Annotated in this window: 18 protein-coding genes; 9 read left to right on the top strand and 9 right to left on the bottom strand. The window is 68.5% G+C overall.

From position 1 onward, the window contains the following. Nucleotides 1-81: 81 nt before the first annotated feature. From GGR88_RS02265 to GGR88_RS02275, 3 genes are read left to right on the top strand one after another with little or no spacing between them, the layout of a single operon-like run. Nucleotides 82-1,353, top strand: coding sequence for a thiamine pyrophosphate-dependent enzyme (locus GGR88_RS02265; protein ID WP_167952568.1), 1,272 nt, complete (start codon nt 82-84; stop codon nt 1,351-1,353). A gap of 47 nt (nt 1,354-1,400) precedes the next feature. Then, on the top strand, nt 1,401-2,405 hold the full coding sequence (locus tag GGR88_RS02270) for an alpha-ketoacid dehydrogenase subunit beta (protein WP_167954299.1): 1,005 nt from the start codon (nt 1,401-1,403) through the stop codon (nt 2,403-2,405). Nucleotides 2,406-2,410: 5 nt separating this feature from the next. Further along, on the top strand, nt 2,411-3,763 hold the full coding sequence (locus GGR88_RS02275; protein ID WP_167952570.1) for a dihydrolipoamide acetyltransferase family protein: 1,353 nt from the start codon (nt 2,411-2,413) through the stop codon (nt 3,761-3,763). 117 nt (nt 3,764-3,880) lie between these two features. On the opposite strand, the gene GGR88_RS02280 is transcribed toward GGR88_RS02275, so the two are convergent. After that, nucleotides 3,881-5,020 (bottom strand): epoxide hydrolase family protein, encoded by a 1,140-nt coding sequence (locus GGR88_RS02280; protein ID WP_167952572.1) that lies wholly within the window; start codon nt 5,018-5,020, stop codon nt 3,881-3,883. Between the two features lie 439 nt (nt 5,021-5,459). On the opposite strand from GGR88_RS02280, the gene GGR88_RS02285 reads away from it, so the two are divergent. Further along, nucleotides 5,460-5,858: a VOC family protein gene (locus GGR88_RS02285; RefSeq protein WP_167952574.1), complete on the top strand. Its 399-nt coding sequence runs from the start codon at nt 5,460-5,462 to the stop codon at nt 5,856-5,858. Between the two features lie 212 nt (nt 5,859-6,070). On the opposite strand, the gene GGR88_RS02290 is transcribed toward GGR88_RS02285, so the two are convergent. Further along, nucleotides 6,071-6,532, bottom strand: coding sequence for a hypothetical protein (locus GGR88_RS02290; protein ID WP_167952576.1), 462 nt, complete (start codon nt 6,530-6,532; stop codon nt 6,071-6,073). A 436-nt stretch (nt 6,533-6,968) separates the two neighbouring features. On the opposite strand from GGR88_RS02290, the gene GGR88_RS02295 reads away from it, so the two are divergent. Next, complete coding sequence (locus tag GGR88_RS02295) at nt 6,969-7,856, top strand: tyrosine recombinase XerC (protein WP_167952578.1); 888 nt, start codon at nt 6,969-6,971, stop codon at nt 7,854-7,856. On the opposite strand, the gene GGR88_RS02300 is transcribed toward GGR88_RS02295, so the two are convergent. Genes GGR88_RS02300 through rsmI form a run of 4 tightly spaced genes read right to left on the bottom strand, consistent with a single transcriptional unit; the run spans nt 7,841 to nt 10,671 of the window. After that, nucleotides 7,841-8,473: a DedA family protein gene (locus GGR88_RS02300; RefSeq protein WP_167952580.1), complete on the bottom strand. Its 633-nt coding sequence runs from the start codon at nt 8,471-8,473 to the stop codon at nt 7,841-7,843. The two genes, GGR88_RS02295 and GGR88_RS02300, sit on opposite strands and share 16 nt — an antisense overlap. After that, nucleotides 8,470-9,423, bottom strand: a complete 954-nt coding sequence (gene gshB / locus GGR88_RS02305) for a glutathione synthase (protein WP_167952582.1) — start codon at nt 9,421-9,423, stop codon at nt 8,470-8,472. The genes GGR88_RS02300 and gshB overlap by 4 nt, the downstream gene beginning before the upstream one ends. Before the next feature lie 52 nt (nt 9,424-9,475). Beyond that, nucleotides 9,476-9,838, bottom strand: a complete 363-nt coding sequence (locus tag GGR88_RS02310) for a YraN family protein (protein WP_167952584.1) — start codon at nt 9,836-9,838, stop codon at nt 9,476-9,478. Further along, nucleotides 9,838-10,671: a 16S rRNA (cytidine(1402)-2'-O)-methyltransferase gene (rsmI, locus tag GGR88_RS02315; protein WP_167952586.1), complete on the bottom strand. Its 834-nt coding sequence runs from the start codon at nt 10,669-10,671 to the stop codon at nt 9,838-9,840. The genes GGR88_RS02310 and rsmI overlap by 1 nt, the downstream gene beginning before the upstream one ends. Nucleotides 10,672-10,695: 24 nt before the next feature. On the opposite strand from rsmI, the gene GGR88_RS02320 reads away from it, so the two are divergent. After that, a complete protein-coding gene (locus tag GGR88_RS02320) occupies nt 10,696-11,886 on the top strand; it encodes a penicillin-binding protein activator (protein ID WP_209023178.1) in 1,191 nt (396 codons plus the stop codon). Here the strand turns inward: GGR88_RS02320 and hemW are convergent. From hemW to rph, 3 genes are read right to left on the bottom strand one after another with little or no spacing between them, the layout of a single operon-like run. Continuing rightward, on the bottom strand, nt 11,883-13,061 hold the full coding sequence (gene hemW, locus GGR88_RS02325) for a radical SAM family heme chaperone HemW (RefSeq protein WP_167954300.1): 1,179 nt from the start codon (nt 13,059-13,061) through the stop codon (nt 11,883-11,885). The two genes, GGR88_RS02320 and hemW, sit on opposite strands and share 4 nt — an antisense overlap. A 14-nt stretch (nt 13,062-13,075) precedes the next feature. After that, a complete protein-coding gene (gene rdgB, locus GGR88_RS02330) occupies nt 13,076-13,693 on the bottom strand; it encodes an RdgB/HAM1 family non-canonical purine NTP pyrophosphatase (RefSeq protein ID WP_167952589.1) in 618 nt (205 codons plus the stop codon). After that, nucleotides 13,690-14,394 (bottom strand): ribonuclease PH, encoded by a 705-nt coding sequence (gene rph / locus GGR88_RS02335; RefSeq protein ID WP_167952591.1) that lies wholly within the window; start codon nt 14,392-14,394, stop codon nt 13,690-13,692. Before rph ends, rdgB begins: the two co-directional genes overlap by 4 nt. Before the next feature lie 91 nt (nt 14,395-14,485). On the opposite strand from rph, the gene GGR88_RS02340 reads away from it, so the two are divergent. Genes GGR88_RS02340 through hrcA form a run of 3 tightly spaced genes read left to right on the top strand, consistent with a single transcriptional unit; the run spans nt 14,486 to nt 16,310 of the window. Beyond that, on the top strand, nt 14,486-14,998 hold the full coding sequence (locus GGR88_RS02340) for a DUF6438 domain-containing protein (RefSeq protein ID WP_167952593.1): 513 nt from the start codon (nt 14,486-14,488) through the stop codon (nt 14,996-14,998). Nucleotides 14,999-15,046: 48 nt separating this feature from the next. After that, nucleotides 15,047-15,244, top strand: a complete 198-nt coding sequence (locus tag GGR88_RS02345; protein ID WP_167952595.1) for a hypothetical protein — start codon at nt 15,047-15,049, stop codon at nt 15,242-15,244. 22 nt (nt 15,245-15,266) lie between these two features. Then, complete coding sequence (gene hrcA, locus GGR88_RS02350; protein WP_167952597.1) at nt 15,267-16,310, top strand: heat-inducible transcriptional repressor HrcA; 1,044 nt, start codon at nt 15,267-15,269, stop codon at nt 16,308-16,310. Nucleotides 16,311-16,329: the final 19 nt, after the last annotated feature.

Here is a 16,329-nt window from a genome sequence, read left to right on the forward strand (position 1 = left end):
TCCACCCATCTCGCCAATCCGCTTGCAACATCCTAACAGCCTGCCCCAAGCGTGGCCGGAGAGCCGCCGCGAGGAGCAAGGATGTCTGACGCAACCAGCCGGCCCAATCTGCCGCCGCTTCGCCTGCATGTGCCGGAGCCGCCCGCGCGCCCCGGCGAAGAGGCGAACTTCGACCATGTGACCGTGCCGCCCGCCGGGGAGGCGCGACGCCCCGCCGCCGATGCGGCGCCCGCCGATTTCCGCGATCTCGCCTATGGCCTGGTGCGCGTGCTGGATGACGACGGCCGGGCCGTCGGCCCGTGGGATCCGCGCCTGTCGCCCGACCGGCTGCGCACCATGCTGCGCCACATGGCGCTGACCCGCGCCTTTGACGAGCGCATGTTCCGCGCCCAGCGGCAGGGCAAGACCAGCTTCTACATGAAGTGCACTGGCGAGGAGGCCATCGCGGTGGCGCAGGCCCATGCGCTGGCGCCCGACGACATGTGCTTTCCCAGCTATCGCCAGCAGGGACTGCTGATCGCGCGGGGCTGCCCGCTGGTCGACATGATGAACCAAATCTACTCCAACAGCGGCGACAAGCTGATGGGGCGGCAGCTGCCGATCATGTATTCGGAAAAGCGGTTCGGCTTCTTCTCCATTTCCGGCAACCTCGCGACGCAGGTGCCGCAGGCGGTGGGCTGGGCGATGGCATCGGCGATCAAGGGCGACACGCGCATCGCCGCCGCTTGGTGCGGGGAAGGGTCGACGGCGGAAGGCGACTTCCATTCGGCCTGCACCTTTTCGGCCGTCTACCAGGCGCCCGTCATTCTGAACGTCGTCAACAACCAGTGGGCGATCTCGTCCTTCTCCGGCTTCGCCGGCGGTGAGGCGACGACCTTTGCGGCGCGCGCGGTGGGCCACGGCATTGCCGGGCTCCGCGTCGACGGGAACGACGCGCTCGCCGTCTATGCCGCGACCGAATGGGCGGCGGAGCGTGCGCGCACCAACCAGGGCCCGACGCTGATCGAGTTCTTCACATACCGGGCGGAGGCGCATTCCACGTCCGACGATCCGTCGGGCTACCGGTCCGCCAACGAAGGCGCGGCCTGGCCGCTCGGCGACCCGATCGCGCGGCTGAAGCAGCATCTGATCACCACGGGCGAGTGGGACGAGGAGCGGCACGCCGCGATGGACCGCGACTGCGCCGAAGAGGTGAAGGCCGCGCAGAAGCAGGCGGAAACGAACGGCATCCTGGGGCACGGCATGCACCAGCCGTTCGACACGATGTTCGAAGGCGTGTTCGAGAACACGCCCGCGCATCTTCTGGAGCAGGCAAGGCAGATGCGCGACGAGCGCGAGGCAGCAGGCATATGACCGACACCATCGTTAGCGCAGAGGCGGAGGCGCCCACCACGCCGCGCATGAACATGATCCAGGCGATCAACAGCGCCATGGACGTGATGATGGAGCGCGACCCCAACGTGGTCGTGATGGGCGAGGATGTCGGCTTCTTCGGCGGCGTGTTCCGCGCCACCGCGGGCCTGCAGGCCAAATACGGCAAGACGCGCGTGTTCGACACGCCGATCAACGAATGCGGCATCATCGGCGTCGCGGTCGGCATGGGTGCCTATGGGCTGCGCCCGGTGCCGGAGATCCAGTTCGCCGACTATATCTACCCCGGGATGGACCAGCTGATCTCGGAGGCCGCACGGCTCCGCTACCGTTCGGCAGGCGAGTTCACCGCACCGATCACGGTGCGGTCGCCGTTCGGCGGCGGCATCTTCGGCGGGCAGACGCATTCGCAGTCGCCCGAAGCGATCTTCACCCATGTCGCGGGCCTGAAGACGGTGATTCCGTCGACGCCCTATGATGCCAAGGGGCTGCTGATCGCGGCGATCGAGGACAATGATCCCGTGATCTTCTTCGAGCCCAAGCGCATCTACAACGGCCCGTTCTCCGGCCATTATGACCGCCCCGTGCAGCCGTGGAGCAAGCACCCGGCGAGCGAGGTGCCGGCCGGCCACTACCGGGTGGAGCTCGGCAAGGCGAAGATCGTGCGCCCGGGCGCCGGGCTCACCATCCTCGCTTATGGCACCATGGTCCATGTCGCGCTGTCGGTGGTCGAGGAGCAGGGCATCGACGCGGAGGTGATCGACCTGCGCACGCTGCTGCCGCTCGACATCGACACGGTTGCCGCCTCCGTCGAGAAGACCGGCCGCTGCCTGATCGTGCACGAGGCGACGCGCACGTCCGGCTTCGGCGCGGAGCTTTCCGCGCAGGTGCAGGAGCGCTGCTTCTATGCGCTCGAAGCGCCGGTGGAGCGCGTCACCGGCTTCGACACGCCTTATCCCCACAGCCTCGAATGGGCCTATTTCCCGGGTCCCGTGCGCATCCGCGAGGCGATCAAGAAGATCATGAAGGACTGATCGCTATGGCACGCTTTACTTTCCGCCTGCCCGACATCGGCGAAGGGATCGCCGAGGCCGAGATCGTCGCCTGGCACGTCAAGGTCGGTGACCGGGTCGAGGAGGACGGCCGGCTGGCCGACATGATGACGGACAAGGCGACCGTCGAGATGGAAAGCCCGGTTGCGGGCACCGTGGTCGAGGTGGCGGGCGCCGAGGGCGACGTGATCGCGATCGGCTCCGCGCTGGCGGTGATCGAGACCGAAGCGGCCGAGGCGGAGGCCCCCGCCGCCGCCCAGCCCGCCGACGCGGTCGCGGCCGAGAATCCGGGCGTCGAGGAAGTGACGGAGGTGGAGGCGCGCTTCCCTGCGCCCGCACAGGCACCGACGCGCCCGAGTGCTCCTGCGAAGGCAGGGGCCCAGGGTGGACAGGACGGGGCAGACAACCCTGGGCTCCTGCCTTCGCAGGAGCACGGCGGTGCGCAGGCAGACGGCGGACCCGGCCGCGACCGCGCCATCCTCGCCAGCCCCGCCGTGCGTGCCCGCGCCAAGGACCTGGGGATCGACCTCGGCCAGGTGAAGCCGCAGGCCGACGGGCGCATCCGCCACGCCGATCTCGACGCCTTCCTGCGCTACGACAGCGGCACCGCCACCGCCGGCGCCACGCAGCGTGCGGCCGCCCGACCCGACGAGCAGGTGCGCGTGATCGGCATGCGCCGCCGCATCGCGGAGAACATGGCCGCGTCCAAGCGCCACATCCCGCACTTCACCTATGTCGAGGAGATCGACGTCACCGCGGTGGAGGCGGTGCGCGCGGAAATGAACGCGGGCCGCGGCGACCTGCCGAAGCTGACCCTGCTGCCGTTCCTGATCACGGCGCTGTGCAAGGCGATCCCCAAGTTCCCGATGATGAACGCGCGCTACGATGACGAGGCGGGCGTGGTCACCCGGTCGGGCGCAGTGCACATGGGCATGGCCGCGCAGACCGACGCCGGGCTGATGGTGCCGGTGATCCGCAACGCCGACGGGCTGAGCGTGTGGGAGCTGGCGGCCGAGGTGTCGCGCCTGTCCGACGCCGCCCGCAGCGGCAAGGCGAAGAGCGAGGAGATGGCGGGCGGCACCATCACGCTCACCTCGCTGGGCGCGATCGGCGGCGTGGTGTCCACGCCTGTCATCAACCGGCCCGAGGTCGCGATCGTCGGCGTCAATCGCATCGTGGAGCGGCCGGTGTTCGATGCCGACGGCGACATCGTGCGCGCCAAGCTGATGAACCTGTCGACCAGCTGCGACCACCGCGTGGTGGATGGCTGGGACGCCGCCAGCTTCGTGCAGGAGGTGAAGCGCCTGCTGGAGAACCCGCTGCTGCTGCTGACCGTCTGATCGCGGTCCCGCGGGTCTACTGCCACTCCGGCGAGAGCCGGAGAGGCGGTGTGCCAGCGCGCAACGCCTGCCGAGCCCGTCAGCGCCACACAGCGCGGGTAGGATCGAGCCGCGACCTCAGCCGCGCGCTTCTGAAACGGTGGCGATAAAGGCGCGCAGGTCGGCCAGCATCAGCTCCGGCTCCTCCAAAGCGGCAAAATGCCCGCCCCGCGGCATGTCGGTCCAGTGCACGACGTCGTAGGTCTTCTCCACAAAGGAGCGCGGCGGCGGCAGGAACACCGGATCGGGAAAGGCCGCGATGCCGGTCGGCACCCGGATGCGCGTGCCCGCCGGAAGCGTCCGCGCCTTCTCCAGCCGGCTGCCATAATAGATCCAGGTCGACGTCACGAACGAACCCGGCGCGACGTAGAGCATGATGGTGGTGAGGAGTTCCTCCTCGGAAAATTTGCTCCAGATGTCGGGGTCGCCGTCGGCGGTCGTCGGAAGGTCGGCCCACTTGCCGAACTTTTCCAGGATCCACGCCGCTGCCCCGACCGGGCTGTCGGCCATCGCGGCGCCAAGCGTCTGCGGGCGGGTTTCCTGCTCCAGGAAATAGGCGCTCTCCTGATCGGCGATCGCGGCGCGCCGGGCGGCGAACGACCGTTCCGCGTCGGTCGTCGGCTGGGCGTCCGCCGCACGCACGGTCATCATGTTGAGGTGGATGCCGTGGAGGGCATCCGGTCGGTCATGCGCGGCCCAGGTCGCGACGGCATGGCCCCAGTCGCCGCCTTGGATGAAGTAGCGGGCGTCGCCGAACAACCGAGTCATCAGCTCCTGCACAAGCGCCGCGGCCCGACGCGCGCCGATCGGCCGCGTGATCGGGTTGGAGAAGGCGAAGCCGGGAAGCGAGGGAACCACGACATCGTGCCCGTCCGCGGCGAGCGGCTGCAGCAGCCGCTCGAACTCGAGATAGGAGCCCGGCCAGCCATGGAGGAGGAGGACCGGCGGCTTCGAACCGTCGCCCTTCACATGAACGAAGTGGAGATGCTCGCCCTCAACCTCGGCCATGAAGTTCGGCAATGCGTTGAGGCGCCGCTCGACCGCGCGCCAGTCAAAGCTGTCCCGCCAGTAGGCGGCGATCCGTTTCAGGTCACCGACCCCGACCCCCGCCGACCAGCCCCCCGCGTCCGGCAGCTGGCTCCAGTCATATGCCTCCACCTTGGCTCTGATCGCGGCCAGCCGTTCGTCGGGGATGGTGATCGTGAAGGGCGCAATCATGATGCTCTCCGCTGAAGCCCGGACGCGGGTCGGACCACCAACCATCCGGAAGAACGCTGGCCGCGTGGCCGGCTGACGAAGTCTACGGCCGACGTGTCGGACCGACTGAATTGAGGACGTCGCACGACGTGTCCCGAATCCGCTCGCTGTCCGGAATGCGGCATGCCGCCCCCTTCAACGCCAGCCATCACCTAGCGCCTCATCCGAAGCGTACATTTCTCTCAGCCTGTTTACCGCCCCCCCCGCCTACCTTTGCAGCGTGCCCGGATCCAACAAGGCGATTGGGAGAGCGCAAGCTTCGCGACGCCCTTCAACGTCGCGTCCGCTTCCGCCCAAAAAGCGGACATTTCGACGACCCAAGGGTGACCGCGTCCCAACGGCCGGTTAGGTGAGAAGGCTAGTGGCGATCGGAAGTCGATCAGCCTCAAGGAGATCCCGCATGCTTTTTCACACCATGGTCGGATCGAACGATATCGAACGGTCGAAGCGCTTCTACGACACGGTGCTCGCCACTTTGGGCGCTAGGGAAGGGACGCGGAACATCGCCGACAGCGGCCATACACGTCTGATCTATAATAGTGGCAACGGAACTAATTTCATCGTCAGCCAGCCGATTAACGACGAACCGGCAAGCGTCGCCAATGGCAGCACCGTCGCCTTTTCCTGCGACTCCCCTGAGCAGGTGAAACTGCTTCATGATACCGCGGTCGCCAACGGTGGCACCTCGATCGAAGCCCCGCCCGGCCCGCGTAATACGGCATCGCTGGGGACAGTCGAACTTGCCTATTTTCGCGACCCAGACGGCAACAAACTATGCGGAATTCATTTTCCTGCCTGATCTGTCCGGCCCGGGTCCGTTTTTAACCCTAGCGGACCCGGATTTTGCTATCGCGCGAATGTCCGCTTTCCACCAAAAGCGGCCATTGGGTGGCACCACGAAAGAACTCTCCGCGGTAATCGCTGAATGGTCCCCTCGAGTAGCTTTGACGTTCCTGGCAAGTCGCCCGCTGCGCCGGCAGCATTGTATCTGAAGAAAAGGCCCAAGCCTTTTCAACGGGTAGCCGGACTGGAAAGCGCAACGCCATCGAAGTTGTATCTGGCGAATTCGTACAGCTCATGTTCGGACCAGTGCACTTGGATCTGACGAGCCATTCTGGTGCCGGCAGCTTGTGCTTCGATGATCCTAAATGACGCCGCGCCAACGGCGCATTCTACATCGATCAGCACATCGCCGCCGATCTCTCCAATCCAAGCTTGCATCTGATCGAGTTGCTCAGTGGGAAAAGTGCGCCCTGCATAATTCAAAGACAGCAAGGTTGTGCCCTCTCCATCAAACGCCCACGTCAACACCACGCTATCTGTACCGCACTTGGCAGAGACTGAATGCTCACGAGGGGTCGGCTGAAAGAACTCTAAAGGCGCCAATAGCGGAGGAGGAGTTTGAGCGGCTGCAGGAGCCGCTCTGAGCAAAAGAGCAAACGACCACGCTCCTTTACGCGCTGCAGCGAACATCCGAACTGCTCCAAGGCAATATGCTCTCCCTGCAGATTGTGGTGGAAGTCGGCGCGACGGTCTAGGTCACGGAGGCCGAAGCCCTTGCACCGGGATCCGAGATCACCTGCCGCCATGCCCGAAAGAACGGCAGCTTAACGCGATGGAACCCCGGCAAGCGGATGGGCCGCTCCCCACCCACTCCCGCACGATCATCGTCACGCCGGCTCACATGCCCTGCGCGATATCCGCTGTCCTACAGCATGGCCCTTGTGGCAGGCAGGGGACGTGGCCCTCATCGATGCCTGTGCGATCCTTCCTCCTTCGATCTCGCGAGATGCTGTGGGCGAGCCGAAGGTGACGGGGACGTATCGTCAATTTCATCAACTTCCGGATGCGCGCCGGCCCGCGTCCGCGCCTGCCGGGCGGCTGGTGTCCGCCGCGCAGAGGTGTCGTCATGGATGAAACCCATCCGCTGGTGAGCGCCTGGCGCGATCATCTCGCACGGGATCGGCGGCGCTCGGCGCATACGGTGCGCGCTTATTCGGCGACGGCGGCGCGGCTGGTGCGCTTTCTTCAGCATCATCTCGGCGGTGCGGTGGATGCGGCGACGCTGGCCGCCCTCACGCCCGCCGACCTGCGCGCGCATCTGGCGGCCCGTCGGGGGGAGGGGATCGGCAACGCCTCGGCCGCGCGGGAGCTTTCCGCCATTCGCGGCTTTCTCGACTTCCACGGCGCCGCCGCACCGCGCGTGCGCGGGCCCAAGGTGAAGCGGGGCGTGCCGCGGCCGCTCAGCCCCGACGATGCCGTGTCGCTTGGGCAGACGGTGGCGGAGGAAGCATCCGACCCGTGGATCGGCGCGCGGGACTGGGCGGTGCTGCTGCTGCTCTACGGCGCCGGGCTCCGCATCGGGGAAGCGCTGTCGCTGACCGGCGCCGTGCTGCCGCTGGGCGACCGGCTGGCGGTGACGGGCAAGCGTGCAAAGACCCGGATCGTGCCGATCCTGCCGCAGCTTGCCGACGCGATCACCCATTATGCCGCGCTCTGCCCCTGGGGGGTGGAGCGGGACCTGCCGCTGTTCAGGGGCGCGCGCGGCGGGGCGCTCGACCCGGCCGTGGTCCGGCGCGCCGTGCGCCGCGCGCGCCGGGGGCTCGGCCTGTCGGAGCGGGCGACGCCGCACGCGCTGCGCCACAGCTTTGCGACCCATCTGCTCGGCCGCGGTGCCGACCTCCGGCAGCTGCAGGAGCTGCTCGGCCATGCCTCGCTCAGCTCAACGCAGGTCTACACCGCCGTTGATGCCGCGCACCTGATGGACGTGTACCGGAATGCTCACCCGCGTGCCTGATCGGTGGCGCTCTCCTTCGGCGCCGGGCGCCAGAAGATCAGGCGCCACAGGTAGGAGGCGAGGATGAGCGCGATCACCGCGTTGGAGATCGGCCCGACAAAATCGTCGATCCGGTTCTCGAACCGCTGCCCCAGCCACCATCCGGCCCCCGTCAGCGCGCCGGTCCAGATCGCGGTGCCCAGCGTCGACCAGATGATGAAGCTGGACAGGCGCAGCTTCAGGAAGCCGGCGGGGATGGAGATCAGCGACCGGACGGTCGGCAGCATGCGCGCGATGAACACGAACGCCGATCCGTAATGGCCGAACAGCTTTTGCGCGCGCTCGATCTCGTGCCAGTCGATCGTCAGCCAGCGGCCCCAGCGATCGATGAAGGGCTTGAAGCGCGCGATGCCGACGCTGCGCGCCGCGAAATACCAGAACATGTTGCCCAGCATCGCCCCGCCCGTGCCGCTTGCGATCACGCCCCACAGGTTGAGCGTGCCCTGCGCCGCCTGCACGCCTGCGACCGGCATGATCACTTCCGACGGGATCGGCGGGAACACCGTTTCCAGGAACATCAGAAAGGCTACACCCAGGTAACCGGTGCGGTTGATCAGGTCGACGATCCAGTCGCTCATCGCGCCGCAAGCCTCCCGTCGATCGCGTCCCAGATCATCCCGGCGGTGTCCGTGCCATTGTACCGGTCGATCGCGACGATGCCGGTGGGCGAGGTGACGTTGATCTCGGTCAGCCACTTGCCGCCGATCACGTCGATGCCGACGAACACCAGCCCGCGGGCGCGAAGCGCGGGCGCGAGCGCGGCGCAGATCTCGCGCTCCTCGTCGGTCAGCGTGGCTGCCTCCGCGCGGCCGCCGGCGGCGAGGTTGGACCGGATCTCGCCCTTGCCGGGCAGGCGGTTGATCGCGCCCGCGACCTCTCCGTCGACAAGGACGATGCGCTTGTCGCCGCCCTGCACCTCCGGCAGGAAACGCTGCACCATGAACGGCTCGCGCCAGACATGGCCAAACAGTTCCACGAGCGATCCCATGTTGGCGCCGTCCGCGCCGATCCGGAAGACGGCGGCGCCGGCGTTCCCGTGGAGCGGCTTCACCACGATGTCGCCGTGGCGGTCGTGAAAGGCGCGGACTTCGGCCAGCGAGCGCGTGATCAGCGTGGGCGGCATGAAGCGCGCGAAATCCAGCACCCAGAGCTTTTCCGGCGCGTTGCGGACGGCCACCGGATCGTTGACCACCAGCGTTTCGCCCGCGATCCGCTCCAGCAGGTGGGTCGCGGTGATGTAGCCGAGGTCGAACGGCGGATCCTGGCGCATCAGCACGACATCGACGTCGCGGCCGAGATCGAGCGACACCGCGTCTCCGGCGGAGAAATGATCTCCTTCCACCCGCTGCACGGTCACCGGTCGCGCCGCGGCGCGCAGACGCCCGTCGCTCCAGCTGAGATCGGCCGCATCATAGTGGAACAGCCGGATGTTCCGCGCCTGGGCGGCCAGCATCAGGGCAAAGGTGGAATCCCCGGCAATGCCGATGTCTTCCAGCGGGTCCATCTGGACGGCGGCGGTCAACGCCATTGGGGCCACTCCTGTCGTTCGGCGGCGGCTCTAGGCGGCATCAGCGCCGTTGTCACCCGATCCAGGCATTCTCGATGTGGCGAAGCGCAAAGGGGCGGGACAGCGCGATCAGCACGACATCGATGCGGATGTCGTCGCCGGGCGCCGCATAGCGATGTGCCAACATCTCCGTGGCGGCCGCGACGCGGGACAGGCGACGATGGTCGATCGCAAGGTCCAGTTCGGCGCCCGTCGCCCGCGTCTTCACTTCGACAAAGGCGACCAGCCCGGCACGCCGCGCGATCAGGTCGACCTCGCCGAGCGGCGTGCGGACGCGGCGATCCAGGATGGTCCAGCCCTTCAGCCTCAGCCACCAGGCTGCCGCGGTCTCCCCGGCGCGGCCGCGTCGCTCGGCAGCCCGGCGGTCACGCGGCATCAACGGTCCTTCATCTGCAGCGCGCGGGCGTAGAGATCGCGTCGATCATGCCCGGTCGCCTGCGCCACCTCGCTGGCGGCCCGGGCTGGCGACAATCGCTGAAGCGCGGCGGCAAGTGCCTCGTCGACCTGCTCGGCCGCGATGCGGGGCGCATCGCCCGGCGGGCCGACGACGACGACGATCTCCCCTTTCGGCGGAGCTTCGGCGTAGCGGGCGGCAAGCGATGTGAGCGTGCCGTCGACGCATTCCTCGAAGGTCTTGCTGATCTCGCGCGCGACCGCGGCGGGACGGTCGCCGAGGCCTTCTGCCAGCGCGGTCAGCGTCGCATGAAGCCGCGGGCCGCTTTCATAGAGGATCAGCGTGGCGCGGACGGCCGCGACCTCCGCAATCGCATCCAGGCGCGCTTTCGCCTTTGGGGGCAGGAAGCCGAGGAACAGGAACCGGTCCGTTGGGAGCCCGGCGAGCGTCAGGGCGGCAATGGCGGCGCAGGGGCCTGGAATGGTGGTGACGGCATGCCCCGCGTCGCGCGCATCGCGCACCAGCTTGAACCCCGGATCGGACACAAGCGGCGTGCCCGCGTCGGAGACGAGCGCCACCGCCTCCGCGGCCAAGCGCGCGACGATGCCGGGGCGGACCCGATCGGCGTTGTGATCATGGTAGGGCGCCATCGGGCGGGTGGATCCCGCCTCCCGCAACAGGCGGGCCGTGACGCGGCTGTCCTCCACCAGCACGAGGTCCGCCTCCCGTAGGATCTGCGCGGCGCGGGGCGAGAGATCGGACAAGTTGCCGATCGGTGTCGCGACGATGTAGAGGCCGGGAGAGAGTTCAGGCATGGGGTTAAGTATATGGCGGACGCGATGATCGAGCCGCAAGCGACCAGACGCGCGGCGATGCGAGGCATGGTGTTCGCAGCGTCGGCCTTGCTGCTCGCCGGCTGCCAGACGATCGTGCCGCGCGGGCCGACGCCGGCGCCGGACGAACGGCCGCCGGTGACCACGCCCGCCCCGCGTCCGACGACCCCGACCCCTGGGCTTCCGCAGGACCAGGACCGCCACCGTATCGCGTTGCTGGTCCCGCTGAGCGGCAGCAATGCGGGTGTCGGCCAATCGCTGGCCAATGCCGCGAACCTGGCGCTCCTCGATGCGAACAGCACGCGGGTGCGCATCACCACCTATGACACGGCACCTGGTGCCGCAGGCGCCGCGCAGCGCGCGATCGCGGAGGGGGCCCGGCTCATCCTGGGGCCGCTGCTGTCCACCGACGTGCGCGCGGCCGCGCCGATCGCCGCGCGGGCGGGCGTGCCGATCGTCAGCTTCTCCAACGACGTGAGCGTCGCGGGGGATGGGACCTTTGTGATGGGGTACAGCCCGTCCCAGTCGATCGACCGGGTCGTCCGCCATGCGCGCAGCCGCGGCATCACCCGCTTTGCGGCGCTGGTCCCGTCCGGCACCTATGGGCAGCGGGCGTCCGCCGCCATGATCCGGTCGGTGGAGGCCGCGGGTGGCAGCGTCGTCTCCATGGAGAATTTCGACCGGTCGCCGGCATCGCTGCGAACGGCCGTGGGGCGCCTGTCGCCGGGATACGAGGCGCTGTTGATCGCTGACGGCGGCCGCATCGCCGTGCAGGCGGTGCCGCTCGTCCGACGCGGAAATGGCGCTGAGGCGCGGATCCTGGGCACGGAGCTGTGGGCGGCGGAAGCGGACATCGGCACCAACGCCGCGCTCAATGGCGCATGGTTCGCCGGGGTGGGCAACGAGCTCTACGATCAGTTCGCGCGTCGGTACCGGGCACGCTATTCGACGGCGCCCTACCGCATCGCCAGCCTTGGCTATGACGCGACGCTGTTGGTGGAACGGATCGCGCGCGACTGGCGGGTGGGAACGCCCTTTCCGGTGCGCGAGCTGACGGACGAGGGTGGGTTTGGCGGCATCGACGGAGCTTTCCGCTTCGGGCGCGACGGCACGGCGGAACGAGCGCTGGTGGTCTATCAGGTCGGGCAGGGCACCACGCAGGTCATCTCGCCGGCGCCGGCCCGCTTCGACGACTAGGCGACGATTTCGCCCAGCACGCTGTTCAGCACGAGCATGCCGGCCGGCGTGACGCCGAGCCGCGGCCCGTCCTGCCAGAGCAGCCGGTGGGCAATCAGGCGGTCAACGGCACGCTCGTCGAGAATCATGTCCACGCCCGTGCGGGCGCGGATCTTGTCCACGTCCACGCCTTCGGTGAGGCGCAACCCCATCAGCAGCGCTTCCGACGCGCGATCGGCGGGGGTGAGCGCGTCTTCCGACTGGAGGCCGTGGCCGTTGCGCTGGACGGCCGACAAAAAGTTTTCCGGCTTGCGGTGGCGAACGGTGGCCATGCCGCCCCGTCGGCCGTGCGCACCCGGACCGACGCCCGCATAGTCGCCGGTGCGCCAGTAGGTGAGATTGTGCCGGCTCCGCTCGTGCGGCCGGGCATGGTTCGAGACCTCGTAAGCGGGAAGGCCGGCGGCCGCGGTGCGTGCCTGCGTGAGTTCGAACAGGAGCGCGCCCAGGTCCTCGTCGAACGGCTGAAGGCGGCCCTGTGCGGCAAGGGTGGCGAAGCGGGTGCCGGGCTCAATCGTCAATTGGTAGAGCGAGAGGTGGCCGGTGCCGAAGCCCAGCGCACGGGCAAGCTCCGCGTCCCAGGCGGCCTCGTCCTGTCCGGGGCGGGCATAGATGAGGTCGAAGCTGACGCGGGCGAAGCTCGCCTGCGCGACATCGAGCGCGCCGAGCCCTTCGGCGACATCATGCGCGCGGCCAAGGAAGCGGAGCGCAGCGTCGTCGAGCGCCTGGAGGCCGAGAGAGACCCGGTTGACGCCAGCCGCGGCAAGATCGGCAAAGCGCGCCGCCTCGACCGAGGATGGATTGGCCTCCAGCGTGATCTCCAGGTCGGTTGCCGCGCTCCAATGCCGGGTCGCGGCGTCGATCAGCGCGGCGACGGTTGCCGGCGGCATCAGCGACGGCGTGCCGCCTCCGAAGAAGATCGATCCGAGGCGGCGGCCGGGCAGCATCGCCGCCTCGTGCGCGAGATCGGCCAGCAGCGCTGCCGCCCAGGCATCCTGATCGACCCGGTCGCGCACATGGCTGTTGAAGTCGCAATACGGGCACTTGCTGACGCAGAACGGCCAATGGACGTAGAGCGCGAGCGGCTGATCATCGGCCGGTCCGGCCTCCGCATGCGACTGAGGCGCCCGATGGAGGATCGGCGCCGCCACGCTCACGCGATCAGCTTGGCCACCAGCTTGGCGAAGGCGTCCGCCCGGTGGCTGACACGGTGCTTTTCCGCCGGGTCCATCTCACCGAAGGTCTCGGCATGGCCGTCCATCTGGAACATCGCATCATAGCCGAAGCCACGATCGCCACGGGGCGGCCAGACGAGGATGCCATCGACCCGCCCCTCGAAGCTTTCGAGGTGCCCGTCGGGCCAGGCAACGGCGAGCGCACACACGAAATGGGCGTCGCGGCCATGATCCGGTCCGGTCGCCTCCATGCGGTCATGGACGAGCTGCATGGCGAAGCCGAAATCCTTTGCCTCGCCGGCCCAGCGCGCGGAGAAGATACCGGGGTCGCCGTTCAACGCCTCCACGCAAAGGCCGCTGTCGTCTGCGATCGCGGGAAGGCCGGAAAGATCGGCGGCAAGCCGTGCCTTCAGCTCGGCATTGGCGATGAAGGTGGTGCCGGTCTCCTCCGGCTCCGGCAGGTCGAGCGAAGCGGCCGACACCGGTTCGATGCCAAACGGACCGAGCAGCGCGGTGATCTCCCGCACCTTGCCCGGGTTGTGGCTGGCGACGACCAGGCGGCCGGGGCCAAGCCGCCGTGCGTCCTGATAGCTCATGCGCCGATCGCCCGGCGCTGCGCTGCGAAGATCTCTCCGCAACCGATCCGCGCCAGCCGGAGGAGGCGGAGAAGCGCTTCCTCGTCATAACATGCGCCTTCGGCCGTCGCCTGCACCTCCGCCATTGTGCCATTGTCGATCAGCACAAAATTGGCGTCCGCATCTGCCGATGAATCCTCGACATAATCGAGGTCGAGGACAGGCGTGCCGCCGACGATGCCGCACGACACCGCAGCGACCTGGCGCTGGATGGGGTCCACCGGCAGCTTCAGCCCGTCGACGGCGAGGCGCAGCGCCACCCACGCGCCCGAGATGGCAGCGGTGCGGGTGCCGCCGTCCGCCTGGATGACGTCGCAGTCGAGCGTAATCTGCCGCTCGCCCAGAAGCTTCAGGTCGGTCACGGCGCGCAGCGACCGACCGATCAGGCGCTGGATCTCCTGCGTGCGGCCGGATTGCTTGCCCTTGGCGGCTTCCCGATTGCCGCGGGTGTGGGTGGCGCGGGGCAGCATGCCATATTCGGCCGTGACCCAGCCTTCGCCCTTGCCGCGCAGCCAGGGCGGCAGCCGCTCCTCGACAGACGCAGTGACGAGGACGCGGGTGTCGCCGAAGGAGACGAGGACCGACCCCTCCGCATGGCGCGTGAAACCCGGTTCAATCGAGATTGCGCGCATCTGGTCTGCGGCGCGGCCGGATGGACGCATGTTGTTCAGGCTCCTGAAGGACAAGCGCCGGCACCTAGACCCGATGGCGCACCTGCGCCAGTGGCTGGTGCGCTGATGAGGGAGAGTGACGATGCGGACGGCGACCATTTGCGGCGCGGCGATGCTGCTGGCGGGCTGCCAGATGACGTCCGACGTCGCGCTGGGCGGGGCCGGGGCGCAGCCACGGCCGATCGAGGTCGAAAGCATCACATACCGGACCTCGCCCTGCTACGGGACCTGCCCGGTCTATGCCGTCACGGTGCAGCCGGACGGGACCGGATTGTTCGTGGGCGAACGCTTCACGGCGACGACGGGCGAGCGCGGGTTCCGCCTGACGCCAGCGCGATATCAGGCGTTCAAGGCGTTGCTGTCACCCCTGCGGCCGACGGAGGAACGGCGCGACGTGGTGCCGGGGGAGGCGGGCTGCGAAAGCTATGCCACCGACCAGTCTGGGGTGCATGTCACCTGGACCGAGCTCAGCGGCGCCACGCAGGAGCTTCATTACGACCTCGGCTGCAACAAGGCGGCCGGCGACGGCGGCAGCACCAGGCTGCGCGAGGCGCCGTCGCTGCTGCCCATCGAAGGACTTGTCGGGCGGCGGTGAGGGTCGACATGGCTGGCGTTTGGTGGCGGGAGCGGCCATGATCCGGCCATGCGGACCAAGACCATCCTTTCCTCGGCCGGCATCGTGCTGGCAATCGTTGGCCTGTTCTTTCTGGCGCAGGGGCGCGGCTGGATCCGCTGGCCCGCGGAGAGCTTCATGATCGGCAGCCAGCAGTGGATCACCAACGGATCGATCATCGCCGCGGTCGGGCTCCTGATGATCTTCATTTCCCGCCGGATGCGTTGAGCGGGCGCCGCGCCAAACCCATATGACAACCATGCAGTCGGTGATCGAACTCAGCGACCGGGCGCGCGACATCTTTCGGCTGGTGGTGGAAGGCTATCTGGAAACCGGCCAGCCGATAGGATCGCGCACGCTGTCGCGATCGGGCCTGAACCTGTCGGCCGCCTCCATCCGCAACGTCATGGCGGACCTGGAGGATGCAGGCCTGCTGGCGGCGCCGCACACGTCGGCTGGGCGGATGCCGACCGATCGCGGGCTGCGGCTGTTCGTCGACGGGATCATGCAGGCCGCCGAGCCGAGCCCGGAGGAACGCGCCGCCATCGCCCGCGGGCTGGAAGAGGGCGGGCGCGTGGAAACGGCGGTGGCGGCGGCGACCGCTGCCCTGTCCGGCCTGTCGCACTGTGCGGGGCTGGTACTGGTGCCGCCGCGCGAGATGGTGCTGCGGCAGGTCGGCTTCATGCCGCTGTCGGACAACCAGGCGCTGGCCGTGCTGGTGGGCGCGGATGGCAGCCTGGAGAACCGCGTGCTCGACCTGGCGCCCGGCACGTCCCCGACGACGCTCTCACAGGCAAGCAACTTCCTGACCGAGCGGCTGGTCGGGCTGACGCTGGGCGAGGCGCGCGCGCGGCTGGAGACCGAGCTGGCGGACGGGCGCGCCGGCGTGGACCGCGCCGCACGCGACCTGGTGGCGCGCGGCATTGCGATGTGGTCGGAGGACGGTGCCCGCCGGCCGGTGCTGATCGTGCGAGGGCAGGCGCGGCTGATCGATCCGGCGGCGGCGGCCGATCTCGACCGCGTGCGTCAGCTGCTCGACGAGCTGGAGGGCAAGGAGGAGATCGCCCGCGTGCTGGACAGCGCGCGCGAGGGCCGATCGACCCGCATCTTCATCGGGTCTGAGAACACGCTGTTCGCGCTGTCCGGATCGTCGGTGATCGCGGCGCCCTATCGTGGGCCCGACGGGCGCGTGGTTGGCGTGGTCGGAGTGATCGGACCGACCCGGCTGAACTATGCCCGGGTGGTGCCGATGGTTGATTTCACCGCGCAGGCGCTGTCGCGGCTGATGCGGTAGAGGTTGCGCCGGAGCCGGC

This window comes from Sphingomonas jejuensis (genome assembly GCF_011927695.1).
GTDB lineage: Bacteria > Pseudomonadota > Alphaproteobacteria > Sphingomonadales > Sphingomonadaceae > Sphingomonas_K > Sphingomonas_K jejuensis.

Excerpts from the sequence above, each read along its gene's own strand:
- GGR88_RS02265 (WP_167952568.1), top strand. The coding sequence starts at position 82 with ATGTCTGACGCAACCAGCCGGCCCAATCTGCCGCCGCTTCGCCTGCAT.
- GGR88_RS02270 (WP_167954299.1), top strand. The coding sequence starts at position 1,401 with ATGAACATGATCCAGGCGATCAACAGCGCCATGGACGTGATGATGGAG.
- GGR88_RS02275 (WP_167952570.1), top strand. The coding sequence starts at position 2,411 with ATGGCACGCTTTACTTTCCGCCTGCCCGACATCGGCGAAGGGATCGCC.
- GGR88_RS02280 (WP_167952572.1), bottom strand. The coding sequence starts at position 5,020 with ATGATTGCGCCCTTCACGATCACCATCCCCGACGAACGGCTGGCCGCG.
- GGR88_RS02285 (WP_167952574.1), top strand. The coding sequence starts at position 5,460 with ATGCTTTTTCACACCATGGTCGGATCGAACGATATCGAACGGTCGAAG.
- GGR88_RS02290 (WP_167952576.1), bottom strand. The coding sequence starts at position 6,532 with ATGTTCGCTGCAGCGCGTAAAGGAGCGTGGTCGTTTGCTCTTTTGCTC.
- GGR88_RS02295 (WP_167952578.1), top strand. The coding sequence starts at position 6,969 with ATGGATGAAACCCATCCGCTGGTGAGCGCCTGGCGCGATCATCTCGCA.
- GGR88_RS02300 (WP_167952580.1), bottom strand. The coding sequence starts at position 8,473 with ATGAGCGACTGGATCGTCGACCTGATCAACCGCACCGGTTACCTGGGT.
- gshB (WP_167952582.1), bottom strand. The coding sequence starts at position 9,423 with ATGGCGTTGACCGCCGCCGTCCAGATGGACCCGCTGGAAGACATCGGC.
- GGR88_RS02310 (WP_167952584.1), bottom strand. The coding sequence starts at position 9,838 with ATGCCGCGTGACCGCCGGGCTGCCGAGCGACGCGGCCGCGCCGGGGAG.
- rsmI (WP_167952586.1), bottom strand. The coding sequence starts at position 10,671 with ATGCCTGAACTCTCTCCCGGCCTCTACATCGTCGCGACACCGATCGGC.
- GGR88_RS02320 (WP_209023178.1), top strand. The coding sequence starts at position 10,696 with ATGATCGAGCCGCAAGCGACCAGACGCGCGGCGATGCGAGGCATGGTG.
- rdgB (WP_167952589.1), bottom strand. The coding sequence starts at position 13,693 with ATGAGCTATCAGGACGCACGGCGGCTTGGCCCCGGCCGCCTGGTCGTC.
- rph (WP_167952591.1), bottom strand. The coding sequence starts at position 14,394 with ATGCGTCCATCCGGCCGCGCCGCAGACCAGATGCGCGCAATCTCGATT.
- GGR88_RS02340 (WP_167952593.1), top strand. The coding sequence starts at position 14,486 with ATGCGGACGGCGACCATTTGCGGCGCGGCGATGCTGCTGGCGGGCTGC.
- GGR88_RS02345 (WP_167952595.1), top strand. The coding sequence starts at position 15,047 with ATGCGGACCAAGACCATCCTTTCCTCGGCCGGCATCGTGCTGGCAATC.
- hrcA (WP_167952597.1), top strand. The coding sequence starts at position 15,267 with ATGACAACCATGCAGTCGGTGATCGAACTCAGCGACCGGGCGCGCGAC.